Source organism: Gallaecimonas mangrovi, from assembly GCF_003367375.1.
In the GTDB taxonomy this organism is placed as follows: domain Bacteria; phylum Pseudomonadota; class Gammaproteobacteria; order Enterobacterales; family Gallaecimonadaceae; genus Gallaecimonas; species Gallaecimonas mangrovi.
The window spans coordinates 1218545-1235098 of record NZ_CP031416.1; the positions used below are offsets into that span (position 1 = coordinate 1218545).

Genomic DNA, 16554 nt, shown 5'->3' on the forward strand with positions numbered 1-16554 from the left:
GCAAGGACGGATAAATAAAATCAATGAGAGCCGTGCAATCATTGCTGTGCGCCTCCGTACTGGCGGCCGTTTCTGTGCCCAGCCAGGCGATGGATGCCTTTAAAGTTAACGACATTCGTATCGACGGTTTGCAGCGGGTTGCCCTGTCTGCCGCTCTGACTTATGTTCCTGTGAGAAAAGGCGATGTGGTCGATCAGACCCGTGTCGCCCAGATAATCCGCTCCCTCTACAGCTCCACTCACTTTGAAAATATCGAAGTATTGCGTGATGGGCACACTCTGATCATTAAGGTGAAAGAACGCCCGACCATCAGTTCAATTGACTTCAGCGGTAACAAAGACATTAAGGAAGAGCAGCTCAAGCAGAGCTTGTCGGATTCCAATGTCAAAGTGGGTGAACCGCTAGACCGCACCATGCTGACCCAAATAGAAAAGGGTCTGGTGGATTTTTACTACTCGGTAGGTAAATACGACGCCTCTGTCAAAGCACAGGTAACGGATTTGCCACGTAACCGGGTTGGGCTGAAGTTTATCTTTAAAGAGGGCAAAGCGGCCTCTATTCAGCAGATCAACATCGTTGGTAACAAAGCCTTTTCTAACAAAGAATTGTTAGACCAGTTTGAGCTTAAAGACCACCTGGCCTGGTGGAAGGTGTTTTCTGAAAAACGTTATCAGAAACAAAAGCTTGAGTCAGACTTGGAAACCCTGAAGTCCTACTATTTGGACCGTGGTTACCTAAAGTTCAAGGTAGATTCAACTCAGGTGTCGATGACGCCGGATCGCAGCGGTGTTTATATCACTGTTAACGTTCATGAAGGCGATATCTACAAGGTTAAGGCCATTAAGCTGACCGGCAACCTGTTGAATAAAAAAGACATCATGGAACGGTTGGTGCCAATCAAGCCGGGGGCTACCTACTCCGGTGCCGAGGTGACATTCACCGAAAACATGCTGTCTAAATTCTTGGGGCGTTTCGGTTATGCCTATCCGAAGGTGAAAACCTACCCTGAGGTGGATCCGAAGACCAAAGAAGTCACCCTTAATATCCATGTTGAGCCTGGCTCACGGATTTACGTGCACCGCATTAACTTCTCCGGTAACGAAACCACCTCCGATGAAGTATTGCGCCGTGAAGTTCGCCAAATGGAAGGCACTTGGCTGTCTAACAGCCTAGTTGAGTTGTCTAAAGACCGTTTGAACCGTTTGGGCTTCTTTGACACCGTCGATAGCACCACTGACCGTTCAACCGAAGACCCAGATCAGGTCGATGTTAACTTCAAGGTAAAAGAACAGCCTTCCGGCTCCTTGAATGCCGGTATCGGCTACGGCTCCTATGGCGGCCTGTCGCTAACGGCCGGTATTACCCAGAAAAACTGGCTGGGTACCGGTAAAACCATCGGCATTAATAGCTCGACCAACAGCTACCAGAAAAGTATCAGCCTGAGCTACCTAGACCCTTACTTCACCATTGATGCGGTGAGCTTGGGCGGTAAGGTGTATTACACCAAGACCGACTACGGCAGTGCTTATCTGGAAGCCTATAAACAAAGTGCCTATGGCGTGAACGCCTCTCTTGGCTTCCCGGTGAACGAATATAACCGGCTGAGTTTAGGGGTGGGCTATAAGAACTCGCGGTTGAGCTCCATCTCGTCTTACGAGCAGGCCTTGCAGTTCTACGAAGTGTACTCTGACCAGGATATCTTGGACGGTAAAATTCATTACGATCAGTACACTGTTAATGCCGGTTGGTCGCGCCGCACCTTGAACCGCGGTACTTTCCCGACGGCGGGTTCTAGTCAGAGTGCGGGTTTTGAAATGACCACGCCAAACTCTGAGTTGAAGTTCTATAAATTGAGCTTTGATGCCAGCAACTACTTCCCGCTGGATAGGGCCCAAGATTGGGTATTCTCTACCAGTGTTACCCTGGGCTACGGCCAGGGCTACGGTAAGGTTAATGGTAATGACACCATACTGCCGTTCTGGGAAAACTATTACGCCGGTGGTAGCCGCACGCTGCGGGGCTTTGAGTCCAACTCCGTTGGTTCGCGGGCCATCTATCGTGAAAAGACCAGCGTAACCGGCGATGGCGCCCCTTACCTGCCATCCTCCCTTGACCAGGTTTATGTTGGTGGTGCGCTGGGTGGTAACGCCAAAGCCGTTGCAACGCTGGAATTGATCACCCCAACGCCATTCTTGGATGAAGCTTACAAACACTCGGTACGGACTTCCGTATTCTTGGATGTGGGTAACGTTTGGGATACCGAATTCGACTATGACGAATATAAGGATCTCGAAAAAGCCAGTGGCAGTAAGGATTTCTACGACTATAGCGATGCAAGTGCTTACCGAGCCTCTTTCGGTATCAGCCTGCAGTGGTTGTCACCCATGGGCCCAATGGTGTTTAGCTTGGCTAAGCCCATTAAGAAACAGCCTGGTGACCAAACTGAAATCTTCTCCTTTAACATCGGCACCACCTTCTAAGGGCGCTTATGGGGAAGTTTCATATAGGTGTTAGCCAATCCGACCTTAATGGGGCTTCCCTGGCCATAGTGCCTGGGGATCCTGCTCGGGTTGAGCGTATCGCACGTCATTTAGATGAACCTAAGTTTCTGGCCGCTCAGCGTGAGTTCACCCTTTGGGGGGGCAAAATAGCAGGCCAAGCAGTGGTTGTGTGTTCCACCGGTATCGGTGGGCCTTCTACGTCAATCGCGGTTGAAGAGTTAGCCCAATTGGGTATCAGGACTTTCTTGCGCATTGGTACTACGGGTGCCATTCAGCCAGAGATTCCGGTAGGCTCGATGATTGTGACCACAGGTTCAGTTCGCCTTGACGGCGCTAGCCAACACTTTGCGCCGCTGGAGTTTCCAGCGGTTGCCGATTTTGAATGTACCGAGGCGCTGGTGAATGCGGCTCGGTCTTTGGGCATTAAGCCCGTGGTAGGGGTGACGGCATCGTCCGACACCTTTTATCCTGGCCAGGAGCGGTATGACACTTATTCTGGTCGGGTTGTTCAGCGATTCCAGGGCTCCCTCAAGGAGTGGCAAGCCATGGGCGTACTGAATTACGAAATGGAGTCGGCCACTCTTTTAACCATGTGTGCTAGCCAAGGATTGAAAGCTGGCTGCGTGGCAGGAGTGGTAGTAAACCGAACCCAGCAAGAGATCCCCGATGAGTCGTTAATGGCCAACACTGAAGCCAAGGCAATCGAGGTAGTGCTGGGTGCTGCCAAGCAGTTGCTTGTATCTAAACAATAAGGAGAGAACCTTGAAGAAGTCATTGATTGGTGCCGTTCTGGCTTTGGGTCTGACTGCCGGTATGGCGGCTCCTGCCTCTGCCGAAACCCGTATTGCTGTGATCGACATGGGTAAAATTTTCCAATCTCTGCCCCAACGTCAGCAGGTTGAAGAAAAGCTCAAGAAAGAGTTTAGCGATCGTATTGAAGACGTACGCAAGCTTGAAAAGCAGATGCAGGACATCCAAGAAAAAGCGCGCCGTGATTCTTCCATCATGACCGATACTCAAAAGACAGACATGTCTCGTAAGATGGAACAGCTGCAGGCAGATTATAAGCTCAAACGCAAAGCGCTTGACGAAGATATGCGCAGCGCCCAGGAAGATGAACGCAATAAATTACTTGCCACAATTCAAGATGCGGTGAATAAGGTCGCTAAGGGCAAGTATGACGTTGTTCTTCAAAGCGGCGCAGTAGCCTATACATCCAGCAATGTCGATATTTCCGATAAGGTCATTGCGCAGGTATCCAAAGGTAAGTAATTCATGGCATATAGCCTGGCCAAACTGGCCGAGCTGGTAGGCGCCGAAGTAAAAGGAGATGGCAACCTCAGCATTGAGCGGGTTGCCACCCTTGAAAGCGCAAGCCAAGGCCAGATAGCGTTTCTGGCTAACAGTAAATACCGTAAACACCTGGAACAAACCCAGGCTTCAGCGGTGATCCTATCCGAGGCGGACTTGCCCTTTTGCAAGTCCGCCGCTTTAGTCATGAAGAACCCCTATTTGGGGTTTGCCAAAGTGGCGCAATTACTTGATACCACTCCGGCCCCCGCCGAAGGCGTGCATCCAACTGCGGTGATAAGCGACAGTGCCAGCGTGGCACCCAGCGCTAGCATTGGTGCCAATACCGTGATTGAAGCCGGCGCGGTTATTGGCGAAGGTACCGCTATTGGCCCTAATGGCTTTATCGGTAAAGGCACGCAGATAGGCGATAACTGCACTATTTGGAGTAACGTTGCCATTTACCACGGTGTGTCGTTAGGTCATCACTGTAAAGTGCATGCGGGTGTGGTTATTGGTGCCGATGGCTTTGGCTATGCCAATGACAAAGGCAAGTGGGAAGCTATTCCTCAAACCGGCGGCGTGCGTATTGGTGACGCCGTTGAAATCGGTGCTGGCACCACTATCGACCGTGGCGCTTTAGAAGATACCGTTATCGAAGACAACGTCATTATCGATAACCAGGTGCAAATTGCCCATAACGTGGTGATTGGCACCGGTAGTGCGGTTGCCGGTACCACAGTGTTTGCGGGCTCCGTTACTGTTGGAAAATATTGTATCATTGGCGGCGCCTGCGCCATTGCCGGGCATTTAAGTATCGCCGACGGAACCACCATTACCGGTATGTCGATGGTGACCAAAGCCATCAGCGAACCCGGTGTATACAGTTCCGGCACCCCAGCCCAGCCTAATCGCGAGTGGCGCAAGAGTGCAGCGCGCTTCCGCCAATTAGATGAGATGCACAGGCGGTTAAAAAGCCTGGAAGAGAAGCTGGCCGCCCTGGGGGGCGATACCAGCGAATAATAGTGAGTGGACGACACCCAACATGACTGAAATGAATACCATGGATATCCTCGAGGTGATGGAGCATTTGCCCCACCGCTATCCGTTCCTGCTGGTGGACAAGGTGGTTGATTACACCTTGGGTGAACGCCTGGTTGCCTTAAAAAATGTAACCATCAACGAGCCCTTTTTCCAAGGACACTTTCCGCAAAAGCCGGTTATGCCTGGTGTTTTGCTTATGGAAGCCATGGCCCAGGCCACGGGGATTTTGGCCTTTAAAACCGCCAATCAAAAACCCACCGACGGTGTGCTGTACTACTTTGCCGGTATCGATAACGCCCGTTTCAAGCAGCCCGTGGTGCCAGGTGATACCCTGATCTTTGAAGTGGAAATCGTCAAACTCAAAGCGGGCATCGGCAAATTCCATTGTAAGGCCACGGTTGATGGCAACCTGGTATGTGAAGCTGATCTGATGTGCGCCAAACGCGAGATCTGAACGTGATCGATCCTCAAGCTTTCGTACATCCCGAGGCAAAGCTCGGTAAAAACGTCAAAGTCGGCCCCTGGACTTACATCGGTGCAGACGTTGAGATCGGTGATGACACCGAGATCATGTCGCATGTGGTCATCAAGGGACCCACTGTTATTGGTAAGCGCAACCGTATTTTCCAGTTCGCCTCCGTTGGTGAGGAGTGCCAGGATAAAAAATACAACGGTGAGCCTACGCGTCTGGTCATTGGCGATGACAACGTTATTCGTGAGTCTGTCACCATCCATCGCGGCACCGTGCAAGACCAAGGCCTGACCGCCATCGGCAGTAACTGCTTGTTGATGGCTTATGTTCACGTTGCTCATGATTGCATCATCGGTGATAACGTAATCATGGCTAACTACTCGGCGCTGGCCGGGCATGCGCAATTAGGTGACTGGGCCATCATGGGTGGCCAAAGTGGCGTGCATCAGTTCTGCCGCGTCGGTGCCCATGCTTTTGTGGGGGCTTGTGCGCTGGTGGTACAAGATGTGCCGCCCTTTGTCACTTGCGCCGGTATGCGCGCTGAACCTTTTGGTATCAACTTTGAAGGCTTAAAGCGCCGCGGCTTCTCCAAAGACAGCTTGCAGGCACTGCGTAAGGCCTACAAAGCGCTTTACCGTCAAAACCTGACCTTAGAGCAAGCCAAGGAAGAACTGGCTAAAATGGCCGCTGGCGAACCTGCTGTTGGCGAGCTGCTGGGCTTTATCGAAAAGTCAGAACGCGGCATTATTCGCTGAGGTGATCATGTCCAAACCATTACGGGTGGGCATGATTGCAGGCGAGGCCTCCGGCGATCTGCTGGGGGCCGATCTGATGGCCTCTTTGCAGGCCCACCACCCCGACATTGAGTTTTTTGGTATCGGTGGCCCGCGCATGCAGGCCCTCGGCTTTGACAGCCTGTTCGATATGGAAGAACTGTCAATCATGGGCTTGGTGGAGGTTATCAAGCACTTGCCGCGACTGCTTCATGTCCGCAAAACCATTGTTAAGCATTTCCTCGATAACCCGCCGGATGTGTTTATTGGTATTGATGCTCCCGACTTTAACCTCGGTGTTGAAAAGCGCTTGAAGGATAAGGGCATTAAAACCGTGCATTACGTTAGTCCGTCGGTATGGGCTTGGCGGGAAAAGCGTGTCTTTAAGGTGAAAGCCGCCACCGATTTGGTGCTGGCGCTGCTACCTTTCGAAAAAGCCTTTTACGACCGTTACCAACATCCTTGCGCCTTTGTTGGCCACCCGCTTGCTGACCGCATGCCGCTGGATGTTGACGTGCCTGGTGCCTGGCAAAAGCTAGGGCTTGATGAGCACCACCCCACCTTGGCGATTTTGCCTGGGTCCCGGGGCGGGGAAGTGGCGAGAATGGCGCCACTTTTTAAAGAGGCTGTGTTAAAGCTAAAGGCGGATAACCCGGCGCTGCACTTTTTAATTCCGGCAGCCAATGCTAAACGCCGCGAACAAATTGCAGCGGTCTTTAGTGATGTCAGTGATGTAACAGTGGTGGACGGCCAGGGCCGACAGGTAATGGTGGCAAGCGATGCGGTATTACTGGCATCGGGCACAGCTACCCTTGAAGCCATGCTGGCTAAAAAGCCGATGGTGGTTGCCTACCAGGTTCATCCCTTTACCTATTGGCTGGCGAAAAAGCTGGTGCGGGTAAAACGCTTTAGTTTGCCAAACCTCCTTGCCAACGACGACTGGGTGCCAGAGCTTATTCAAGATGACGCCACGCCAGAGCGTATTTTCGAAGCCGTCAAAGGTGCTCTAGGTGACGCCCAGGCGCAAAATCCGCAACGTTTTCGCGCCTTGCACCAAGATATCCGCCAAAACGCCTCAGAGCAGGCTGCCAAGGCCGTATTGGAGTTACTATGCTGATAGCCGGTGTCGATGAAGTCGGTCGTGGCCCTTTGGTCGGAGATGTGGTCACCGCCGCGGTGATTTTAGACCCCAACAATCCCATTGCCGGTCTTACCGATTCAAAAAAGCTCAGTGCCAAGCGCCGCGAAGCTTTGGCCATCGAAATTCGCGAAAAGGCGCTGGCGTGGTGTGTGGCGCGGGCAACCCCGGCCGAAATTGATGATATCAATATTTTTCAAGCCACCATGCTGGCCATGACCCGCGCTGTTGAAGGCTTGCCCCTAGCAGCCGACGAAGCGCTGATTGATGGCAACAAGGTGCCCAAGCTCAACATTCCAGCTCGGGCTATCGTTAAAGGCGACGCCTCAGAGCCAGCGATTGGCGCGGCCAGCATTCTTGCCAAAGTGGCAAGGGATGCAGAAATGGTTGAATTGCATCAGCGCCACCCCCAGTATGGGTTTGATAAGCACAAGGGTTACCCAACCGCCGAGCACCTGGCAAGGCTCAGCGAATTTGGGCCCATTGATGAGCACAGGCGCAGTTTTAAACCGGTGCGATTAGCACTGGGACTTCAGGCATGACAACACCTCGTTTTATTCACCTTCGGGTACATTCTGACTTTTCTATGGCCGACGGTGTGGCCAAGGTTGGCCCCATTGTTAAAGAAGCCGAAAGCCAAGGTTTTCCGGCGCTAGCTATTACCGACCAAGGCAATATGTGCGGGCTGGTGCGCTTTTATGGCGCCGCCCACAGCGCCGGTATCAAGCCCATTGTTGGTGCCGACTTGTGGCTGCAAAGCGGCCCGATGGAAGATCAGCTCTATCGCCTAACGGTGCTATGCCAAGACAACGTCGGCTATCAGAACCTCACCATGCTGATTTCCAAGTCTTACCTGCGTGGCCATGTGCAAGGCCGACCGGTGGTAGACAGGGACTGGCTGGCCCATCATAGCCAGGGGCTGATTTTACTTTCCGGTGGCAAGGAAGGGGACGTTGGCGTTGGCTTACTTAAAGGCAACACCGCGCTGGTGGACGATGCTGTCGCATTTTACCAGAAGTATTTTCCCAATCGGTTTTTCTTAGAACTGCTGCGTACCGGCCGAACCGACGAAGAAAACTACCTGCATTACGCGGTCGAGCTTGCTCAGCAACAAGGTTTACCAGTGGTTGCCACCAATGAAGTGGTGACCTTAAAAAAAGACGATTTTGACGCCCACGAAACGCGGGTGGCTATTCGTGACGGTTACGTCCTTGCGGACCCCAACCGCCCCAAACGCTACAGCAGCGAACAATATTTAAAATCGGCGCAGGAAATGGCAGAACTGTTTTCTGACATTCCCTCTGCCCTTGAAAACACCGTAGAAATTGCCAAACGCTGTAATGTCACCATTCGTCTGGGCGAATACTTCCTACCCAATTTTCCCACCGGCGATTTGAGCATTGAAGACTATTTGGTCAAGGTCTCCGAAGATGGCTTGGAAGATCGCTTAAAATTTCTGTTCCCGGATGAAAAAGTCCGGGCAGAAAAACGCGGCGAATACGATGAACGCCTGAAAATCGAGCTGGGCGTTATCAACCAAATGGGCTTTCCCGGCTATTTTCTTATCGTAATGGAGTTTATCCAGTGGTCGAAGGATAACGACATTCCTGTTGGTCCTGGGCGTGGTTCCGGTGCCGGTTCTTTGGTGGCCTATGCGCTTAAGATAACCGACTTAGACCCACTGGAATTTGACTTACTGTTCGAACGCTTCTTGAACCCAGAACGGGTGTCCATGCCCGACTTTGACGTCGACTTTTGCATGGACAAACGCGATCAGGTTATCGACCACGTTGCCGAGCTTTATGGCCGCGACGCGGTATCGCAAATTATCACCTTCGGTACCATGGCCGCCAAAGCGGTGGTGCGGGACGTGGGCCGGGTGATGGGCCACCCTTACGGCTTTGTAGACCGTATCTCCAAGCTCATTCCGGGCGACCCGGGCATGACCCTTAAAAAAGCCTTTGAGGAAGAACCGCGCCTGCAAGAGGTGTACGACGCCGACGAAGAAGTGCGCGCCGTGATTGATATGGCGCGAAAACTTGAAGGCGTTACCCGTAATGCCGGTAAACACGCCGGTGGCGTGGTGATTGCGCCCACCACCATTACCGACTTTGCACCCATTTATTGCGATGACCAGGGCAATCACCCGGTTACGCAGTTTGATAAAAACGACGTTGAATACGCCGGGCTGGTTAAGTTCGACTTCTTGGGTCTAAGAACCCTGACCATTATTGACTGGGCGCTGGAAATGATTAACCCGCGCCTGGAAAAACAAGGCAAAGCGCCGGTTGATATTGCTGCCATTCCATTGGATGACCGCTACAGCTTTAAAAAGCTATTAAACGCGGAAACCACCGCGGTGTTCCAGCTGGAATCGCGGGGCATGAAGGAGCTGATTAAGCGCCTTAAACCCGACTGTTTCGAAGACATGATAGCCCTGGTGGCGCTGTTTCGGCCCGGGCCTTTGCAGTCTGGCATGGTGGATAACTTTATCGACCGTAAGCACGGCCGCGAAGACATCTCTTACCCCGATGCCCAGTATCAGCATGAAAGCCTAAAACCCATTCTTGACCCGACGTACGGCATCATCCTCTACCAAGAACAGGTGATGCAGATAGCCCAGGTTCTGGCCGGGTATAGCCTCGGCGGCGCCGACCTTTTGCGCCGTGCCATGGGTAAGAAAAAGCCCGAAGAGATGGCCAAGCAGCGTTCAACCTTTGAAGAGGGCGCTATCGCCAACGGGGTTGACGGCGAACTGGCAATGAAGATCTTCGATTTGGTGGAGAAATTTGCCGGTTACGGTTTTAACAAGTCGCACTCCGCCGCTTACGCCTTGGTGTCGTATCAAACGCTGTGGTTAAAGGCGCATTTCCCTGCCGAATTTATGGCCGCGGTAATGTCGGCGGATATGGACAACACCGACAAGATAGTCACCCTTGTTGATGAAGTACGCCGCCTTGGCTTGACCATGCTGCCGCCGGATGTAAACGTCGGTCTTTATAAATTTACCGTCAATGACCAAGGTGAAGTCATTTACGGTATCGGCGCTATCAAAGGGGTAGGGGAAGGCCCTATTGAAGCCATTCTTGAAGCCCGTAAAGACGGCCCCTTTAGCGACCTTTTTGATTTTTGTAACCGGGTAGACATCAAGCGGGTTAATCGCCGGGTGCTAGAAAAACTGGTGCAAGCCGGCGCCATGGACAAATTAGGCCCGATAAAAGGCAGCCTTAAAGGCCGCCTGGGTGAGCAGCGGGCACGGCTATTTGCCACCTTGCCTGAGGCCATTAAGGCCGCAGACCAACACGCCAAAGCCGAAAGTATTGGCCAAGGCGATTTGTTTGGCTTGGTCAACGAAAGCCCGGACGATAACCAGCAAACCTTTGCCACAGCCCCTTCCTGGCCTGATGAGCAATGGCTAATGGGTGAGCGCGAAACCCTGGGGCTTTACCTGTCAGGGCACCCTATCGATCGCTATTTACCTGAATTAAAACACCTTGTTCGTTCAAGACTTAGCGATGTACAGCCGACTCCTAAAGGAGGGAGTGTTGTATTGTCGGGGCTGGTTTTAGCGGTTCGGCCGATGATCAACAAGCGTAATGGCAAGCGTTGGGGTATTGTTACCCTCGACGATGGTTCAGCACGCCTCGATGTCATGCTATATGCTGACACTTACGAGCAATATCAGGACCTTTTAGCGCCAGATCTGGTATTGGTTGTGGAAGGACAGGTCAGCTTTGATGACTTTTCCGGGGGTTATAGAATGACGGCACGCAATGTGATGACCATCACTCAAGCCCGTGAACGCCATGCCCGAGGGCTCAAACTGCAAATTGGAGGGCAAGTACAACCAGAGCAATTGCTCGATGTGCTTGAACCTTTTAGCCAGGGCACTTGCCCTGTGACCTTGAGTCTGACCAATCAGCAGGCCCAAGGGGAGCTGAAATTAGGTGTAAAATGGCGGGTAATGCCAGAAGATGCCTTGCTCCACCAATTGGGTACCTTATTGGGGAAAGAAGCAGTTACGCTTCAGTATGACGCTTAAGGCGAAGCTTTCAGGATAACGGATACAACATGAGCCTTAACTTTTTAGATTTTGAACAACCTATCGCTGAATTGCTGGCCCAAATTGAGGAGCTCAGAGCGGTAGGAGATAACAACGGTGTTGATCTCAATCTGAGCGAAGAGATTGGCCGTTTGAATGACAAATGCGATGAACTCACCAAAAAGCTGTTCAGCGATTTAACGCCTTGGCAAGTTGCCCAACTGGCCCGCCATCCGCAACGCCCATACAGCTACGACTACATCAAGCATATCTTCACCGAATTCGACGAATTGGCCGGTGACCGAGCCTTTGCCGACGACAAAGCCATTGTTGGCGGTATTGCCCGCCTTGACGGTGAGCCGGTAATGGTGATTGGCCACCAAAAAGGCCGCGATGTGCGCGAGCGTACCAAGCGCAACTTTGGCATGCCGCGCCCGGAAGGTTACCGCAAGGCACTGCGACTGATGCAAATGGCCGAGCGCTTTAAAATGCCCATTTTGACCTTTATCGATACCCCCGGTGCCTACCCGGGTGTTGGCGCTGAAGAGCGCGGGCAAAGTGAAGCCATTGCCCATAACTTAAAAGTGATGGCCACCTTAAAGGTACCGGTTATCTGTACTGTTATTGGCGAAGGCGGCTCTGGTGGCGCTCTGGCCATTGGCGTGGGCGACCGCGTTAATATGCTGCAGTACTCCACCTATTCGGTTATTTCCCCGGAAGGTTGCGCCTCCATTCTTTGGAAAAGCGCTGATAAAGCCAGCACTGCGGCTGAAGCCATGGGTATTACTGCTCAGCGTCTTAAAGAGCTTAACTTGATTGATTCCGTGGTTGATGAGCCTTTGGGCGGTGCCCACCGCAACCCAACCCTGATGGCCGAGCGCCTGAAAGCCCGCTTGCTGGCCGACCTTAATGGCCTTCGCGATCTTGACGGTGACACCTTGCTCGACAAGCGCTATGAGCGCCTGATGGGGTACGGCTACTGCTAATGCAGTCGGTACTTCGCGCCCTTGATGAACAACTGGGCCCCCGTCTTGGCGGGGGCTCTGTCGTTTTAGCCCTTTCCGGTGGCCTTGACTCAATGGTGCTTCTAAAAGGGCTGGCGCTGTGGCGGCAACAGCATCAACGTTTCCCGTTAAAAGCAGTGCATGTGCACCATGGCCTGTCAGCCAATGCTGACAGCTGGGCCGAGCACTGTCAGCAACAGTGCGACCAAGTTAAGGTGCCGCTATCGGTGGTGCGGTTAAGTCTTAACAAAGGCCCGCGGCAAAGCCTGGAAGCGCTCGCCAGAGAAGCGCGCTATAGGGTGCTGGAAAGCGCCATGCAGCCCGGCGACCTGTTGCTTACCGCCCACCATTTAGACGACCAGGCCGAAACTTTTTTACTGGCCGCCCGTCGCGGCGCCGGGCTGGAAGGGCTTTGTGCCATGCCAGTTGCCCGCCCTTTTGGCCCTGGCACTTTGTTAAGGCCGCTACTGCAACTTAGTCGCCAACAGTTGGAAGTGGCGGCCGAAGGGCTTGACTGGGTGGAGGACGAGTCGAATCTCGATACCCGCTTTGACCGCAACTTTTTGCGCCAAGAACTGTTACCCAAAGCCGAGGCTCGGCTTGCCGGTTTCAGCCAAGGGCTTGCCCGCAGCGCCAGCTTATTACAGCAGCAACTTCCCGCTCAGACATGGCTTATTGAACAAGCACTTGAACGTTACGTTAGTAGCGATGGTAGTTTGAATATTAACGCTGTCCCGGCTGATGTGGCCCCCTTGCTGATTAAAGCCTGGGCGCAGCATTTGGCTGTGAAAGTCAGTCATAACCTCTTGGCAGAAATGCTTGCTCAGCAAAGCGCTGCGAGTGATGCCTTGGTGCGGGTTGGTCCTTTCGGGCGTTTCCAAGGGCGCTGGTATTGGGTTCCCGATACCTTGAGCTGGCAGCGGCCGGTGATTAATTGGCAGCGCGGCGGCGGTGTTAGCGTGCCTGCAGGTAGCGATTGGCACTGTAATTTACCGGGCAGTAAACGCTTTCACCCGTCTGACAGAAATAAAGCCCGGACCTTAAAAAAGCTTTGGCAGGAGTGGGGTATTCCACCCTGGTTAAGGGCAACCTGGCCAGTACTGGTAAGCCCTGATGGCGATATTATTGCCGTTGCCGGGTTAGCACTCTCTAAAGACCATGTAAGTGAGGCGGGGCTAATGCCCGTTTGGCAAGCCCCACCTGTTTATCAGCCTTTTCTCAGGCAGCCACGACCGGCGTCTTTGGCCTGATAAAGTGCAGCATCAGCACGGGTTTGCAGGGCGCGCGGGTGCTCGCCCGGCTGCCACTGGGCCAGGCCCATACTAACGCCAATGTTGTGACTCGCTAAAAAGTCGTTACTTTTCAGCGCTTCTAGTAAGCGTTCAGCCAAGGCTTCGGCGCCTTCCTGGTCGGTGTCAGGCAGTAGAATGGCAAATTCATCGCCCCCTAACCGAAAACACAGATCCTCGGTACGCGCTTGTGCTTTCATCACGTGGGCAACGCGGAACAAAATGGAGTCGCCCCGCTGGTGGCCATAAACATCGTTTACCGGCTTAAAGTTATCTAAATCCAATAGCAGTAAACAAAAGGCATGCTGGTGACGGTCAGAACGTGCCACTAAGCGCTGCTCAACTTCGGCAAAAGCGGTGCGATTGCCAAGGCCGGTTAACTGGTCCGTTCTCGCCTGGTTAATGGCTTGCTGGTGTACTAAGGCATTGGTCAGTGCCGGTACTAAGGCGTCGTGCCAGTGTTCCAGTAACTGTTCTTGCCACAGGCTCAGTGGACCCTTTAGTTGATAGAAAATGCCTTCCAGCGCTGGGTGGTCATGAGTCAGATAGCGCTCGGTGTTACCCGCTCGCCACTGCAAACGCAGATCGGGGTGTACAAAAATGCCGGCAAGGGGGAGGCAATGTTTTGCCAGGGCGGCAAAACGCATTATCACTTGTTGAGGCTCTAATGTCTGATACAGGCTAATGACATCCTCCGCTTTTGGCGTCACCACCAACTGCGGATTTAATGCTTGTGCCTTAACGGGATGGTATTGCATATCAATGCCCTCATAACCACTTGGCATATTGAAAGCAATTAATGGGCCATAATGCCAAGGTGGCTAGCGATGGCTGCTTTCTGCCGCTCGGCATCTTGCTCGCCTAAAGCGATAAGTTCCTGACAATAGGGCGCTTCGAACAATAAATACGACAGCAAAGACGCGTCTTCTTCATCTGCGACGCCCAGCCTTGCCAACAGCCAGCGAATAGCCGCTGGCAGGCTGGAATAGTGCTGAGCGGCAATAGCGTCAAGATCTCGACTGGGTTGTATCACTAAGGTGTCAAGGGTACGCAGCGGCAGTTGGCGGCGTTTTCGCTCGGGAATGAGTTCCAAGGTTTGATTGACGCGCCAGGTTCGCTCTAAATCGGCGTTGAGGGCGTCGGTAAAGACGCTTTCCATCAAATGGCCGGCAATGGTGCCGGCTGTGGGCGGGTGGACATGGGCCGGTTTGAGGGTATGGAGTTGCTGGTACTGGGTACCTATCACCAAAATGCGGCTGGCACCAAGATGAATGGCAGGGCTAAGCGGGTTTAGCTGGTGAATGGTACCGTCACAAAAAAACTGGTTACGAATGCGTACCGGCGGAAACAAAAAAGGCAGGGCAGTACTGGCCATTAAGTGCGTTTCATTGAAGTGAATTCGCACCCCTGAGCGCCTGGCCCGCTGCCAGGGCTGGCACTGGCTGTCACCAGTAAAAAAGGTTACTGAGCTGCGCTCGGTATAAGACGAGGCCGTAACGGCCAGCGCTTTTAGGCGGCCAAGTTTGATTTGCCGGTCCAGTAAGTGGAAGGGTAATCGTTCAGCAAGTAACTGCTGTAATGGCTGTGGGTTGAGTAGGCAAGGTTGCAGTTGCCGCGCGTAGTCGGCTTGGAAAAAGCGCCCGACACGGCGCAGCAGATGCATACCAAGGTGCCAGGCATCGGCATGAAAAACTTGGCCGGTCTCAAACTGGCCCCAAACCCTTTCTAGTTGTTTAACGCCGCGGCATAAACAGTGAGACCAGATCCCAAGGGCAGTGGCATTGATGGCACCCGCTGAGGTGCCGCATAAAATTTGAAACGGAATACCTTTATGGCGGCCTTGCCAACGGCCTATGGCTTTTAGTACCCCCACTTGATAAGCGGCGCGGGCGCCGCCACCGGTAAGAATAAGGGCTGTTTGGGCTGGGCTGGACATCGCCGTATCCCTTTTTATTTTAATCCCTCAAAAATTATAGCCATCTTATCTATAATTTGTGTTCATATTCATCGAAAAATTTCATTTTATCTGCACATCCGGCGAAGTGAAAAAAATAAACACTTTCATATGTAGAAAACATACACTTTTTAGTTAGTTTTTCATTTTTAAATAAAGATATCGTAAAAGGAATCCTTGATATTAACTTCATTAAAATTGATTTTTTATTTTCTCTTAAAAAAGGAAAATATGTGTTTTTAATGGAATCCCAAGTGGCATTAAACTTATAGTTAAGCCATTTTATATTGCAGTTTTTTTGTAGTTCATAACTTAGAGGCCGCATTTCATAATTCCATTCAGGACCTCCTTTATCTTCATAGTTGTAGTATACATACTCCAATATGTCTGCATGGTATTTTGGAGATAGAACAATTACTCCTGTTTGAACAACATAATCAAATTTATCTGGCAACCCAAATACATTGTGATATTCATGAGGGTGTAAGTTTTCAATATAAGGAAGGTTTATAGATTCCCAATATTTATATCGATCTTCAAGAATTCGAATGTGATTTTCTCTATCAGGGACTGAGTAACCATCCACAGCTCCAATTTCATCTTCCTTCACGAATTCGAATATGTTTGGACTATTGGGATTGATCAATATATCTGAATCAACCCAAGCTACTTGATCGTAATTTTTAACTCTTTCATCTTTTAGTATTAAGCATTTCTGCCATGCGGGGCTTCTATTCTTAGCGATGTCTGATGTATCAATAGGAGACTCTATCACTATAAGGTCGATATCATATTTTTTTGTATAAAGAAGCCAGTTAGAGCGACAATGATTGTTGAATAAATTTATGTATTTTTCACCTATTGCCAAGGTTACTATTGCTCTTTTCATATATCATTCCGCTAGTGGTATTATATTCTTGACAAGTCTAATATGTTTTCTTTAGGAATTAAAGGATATAAGAGCTTGCTTATATCAAGTAAAAGGAGATTTATTTTCTTGCAATAAAAAGCCCCGCATCGGCGGGGCTTTTTAGGGGCGAAATGCGA

General features: G+C 51.6%; 14 protein-coding genes. 11 read left to right on the top strand and 3 right to left on the bottom strand.

What is annotated here, in order from left to right:
• Positions 1 to 23: 23 nt before the first annotated feature.
• From bamA to tilS, 11 genes are read left to right on the top strand one after another with little or no spacing between them, the layout of a single operon-like run.
• Positions 24 to 2480, top strand: coding sequence for an outer membrane protein assembly factor BamA (bamA, locus tag DW350_RS05750; protein ID WP_192954822.1), 2457 nt, complete (start codon positions 24 to 26; stop codon positions 2478 to 2480).
• Positions 2481 to 2488: 8 nt separating this feature from the next.
• The gene (gene udp / locus DW350_RS05755; RefSeq protein WP_115717961.1) at positions 2489 to 3253 is read left to right on the top strand and encodes a uridine phosphorylase; all 765 of its coding nucleotides are present in this window, start codon (positions 2489 to 2491) and stop codon (positions 3251 to 3253) included.
• Positions 3254 to 3263: 10 nt separating this feature from the next.
• Complete coding sequence (locus DW350_RS05760; protein WP_115717962.1) at positions 3264 to 3773, top strand: OmpH family outer membrane protein; 510 nt, start codon at positions 3264 to 3266, stop codon at positions 3771 to 3773.
• 3 nt (positions 3774 to 3776) lie between these two features.
• Entirely contained in the window at positions 3777 to 4814 is a 1038-nt protein-coding gene (gene lpxD / locus DW350_RS05765; RefSeq protein WP_115717963.1) for a UDP-3-O-(3-hydroxymyristoyl)glucosamine N-acyltransferase, read from the top strand.
• 22 nt (positions 4815 to 4836) lie between these two features.
• Positions 4837 to 5289 carry a 3-hydroxyacyl-ACP dehydratase FabZ gene (gene fabZ / locus DW350_RS05770; RefSeq protein ID WP_192954823.1) on the top strand — a complete coding sequence of 151 codons (453 nt, stop codon included), beginning with the start codon at positions 4837 to 4839 and terminating at the stop codon, positions 5287 to 5289.
• 2 nt (positions 5290 to 5291) lie between these two features.
• Positions 5292 to 6062: an acyl-ACP--UDP-N-acetylglucosamine O-acyltransferase gene (gene lpxA / locus DW350_RS05775; RefSeq protein ID WP_115720576.1), complete on the top strand. Its 771-nt coding sequence runs from the start codon at positions 5292 to 5294 to the stop codon at positions 6060 to 6062.
• A gap of 7 nt (positions 6063 to 6069) precedes the next feature.
• Positions 6070 to 7197: a lipid-A-disaccharide synthase gene (lpxB, locus tag DW350_RS05780; RefSeq protein ID WP_192954824.1), complete on the top strand. Its 1128-nt coding sequence runs from the start codon at positions 6070 to 6072 to the stop codon at positions 7195 to 7197.
• Positions 7191 to 7760 (top strand): ribonuclease HII, encoded by a 570-nt coding sequence (gene rnhB, locus DW350_RS05785; RefSeq protein ID WP_115717965.1) that lies wholly within the window; start codon positions 7191 to 7193, stop codon positions 7758 to 7760. Before lpxB ends, rnhB begins: the two co-directional genes overlap by 7 nt.
• On the top strand, positions 7757 to 11260 hold the full coding sequence (gene dnaE / locus DW350_RS05790; RefSeq protein WP_115717966.1) for a DNA polymerase III subunit alpha: 3504 nt from the start codon (positions 7757 to 7759) through the stop codon (positions 11258 to 11260). Before rnhB ends, dnaE begins: the two co-directional genes overlap by 4 nt.
• Positions 11261 to 11289: 29 nt before the next feature.
• Entirely contained in the window at positions 11290 to 12246 is a 957-nt protein-coding gene (gene accA, locus DW350_RS05795; RefSeq protein ID WP_115717967.1) for an acetyl-CoA carboxylase carboxyl transferase subunit alpha, read from the top strand.
• Positions 12246 to 13514: a tRNA lysidine(34) synthetase TilS gene (tilS, locus tag DW350_RS05800; protein ID WP_115717968.1), complete on the top strand. Its 1269-nt coding sequence runs from the start codon at positions 12246 to 12248 to the stop codon at positions 13512 to 13514. The genes accA and tilS overlap by 1 nt, the downstream gene beginning before the upstream one ends.
• Here tilS and DW350_RS05805 read toward each other — a convergent pair.
• From DW350_RS05805 to DW350_RS05815, 3 genes are read right to left on the bottom strand one after another with little or no spacing between them, the layout of a single operon-like run.
• Complete coding sequence (locus DW350_RS05805; RefSeq protein WP_192954825.1) at positions 13472 to 14311, bottom strand: GGDEF domain-containing protein; 840 nt, start codon at positions 14309 to 14311, stop codon at positions 13472 to 13474. The genes tilS and DW350_RS05805 overlap by 43 nt on opposite strands.
• Positions 14312 to 14349: 38 nt before the next feature.
• On the bottom strand, positions 14350 to 15489 hold the full coding sequence (locus DW350_RS05810; RefSeq protein WP_115717970.1) for a patatin-like phospholipase family protein: 1140 nt from the start codon (positions 15487 to 15489) through the stop codon (positions 14350 to 14352).
• 49 nt (positions 15490 to 15538) lie between these two features.
• A complete protein-coding gene (locus DW350_RS05815; RefSeq protein ID WP_115717971.1) occupies positions 15539 to 16396 on the bottom strand; it encodes a hypothetical protein in 858 nt (285 codons plus the stop codon).
• Between the last annotated feature and the right edge of the window lie 158 nt (positions 16397 to 16554).

Excerpts from the sequence above, each read along its gene's own strand:
- bamA (WP_192954822.1), top strand. The coding sequence starts at position 24 with ATGAGAGCCGTGCAATCATTGCTGTGCGCCTCCGTACTGGCGGCCGTT.
- udp (WP_115717961.1), top strand. The coding sequence starts at position 2,489 with ATGGGGAAGTTTCATATAGGTGTTAGCCAATCCGACCTTAATGGGGCT.
- lpxD (WP_115717963.1), top strand. The coding sequence starts at position 3,777 with ATGGCATATAGCCTGGCCAAACTGGCCGAGCTGGTAGGCGCCGAAGTA.
- fabZ (WP_192954823.1), top strand. The coding sequence starts at position 4,837 with ATGACTGAAATGAATACCATGGATATCCTCGAGGTGATGGAGCATTTG.
- lpxB (WP_192954824.1), top strand. The coding sequence starts at position 6,070 with ATGTCCAAACCATTACGGGTGGGCATGATTGCAGGCGAGGCCTCCGGC.
- rnhB (WP_115717965.1), top strand. The coding sequence starts at position 7,191 with ATGCTGATAGCCGGTGTCGATGAAGTCGGTCGTGGCCCTTTGGTCGGA.
- dnaE (WP_115717966.1), top strand. The coding sequence starts at position 7,757 with ATGACAACACCTCGTTTTATTCACCTTCGGGTACATTCTGACTTTTCT.
- accA (WP_115717967.1), top strand. The coding sequence starts at position 11,290 with ATGAGCCTTAACTTTTTAGATTTTGAACAACCTATCGCTGAATTGCTG.
- tilS (WP_115717968.1), top strand. The coding sequence starts at position 12,246 with ATGCAGTCGGTACTTCGCGCCCTTGATGAACAACTGGGCCCCCGTCTT.
- DW350_RS05805 (WP_192954825.1), bottom strand. The coding sequence starts at position 14,311 with ATGCAATACCATCCCGTTAAGGCACAAGCATTAAATCCGCAGTTGGTG.
- DW350_RS05810 (WP_115717970.1), bottom strand. The coding sequence starts at position 15,489 with ATGTCCAGCCCAGCCCAAACAGCCCTTATTCTTACCGGTGGCGGCGCC.
- DW350_RS05815 (WP_115717971.1), bottom strand. The coding sequence starts at position 16,396 with ATGAAAAGAGCAATAGTAACCTTGGCAATAGGTGAAAAATACATAAAT.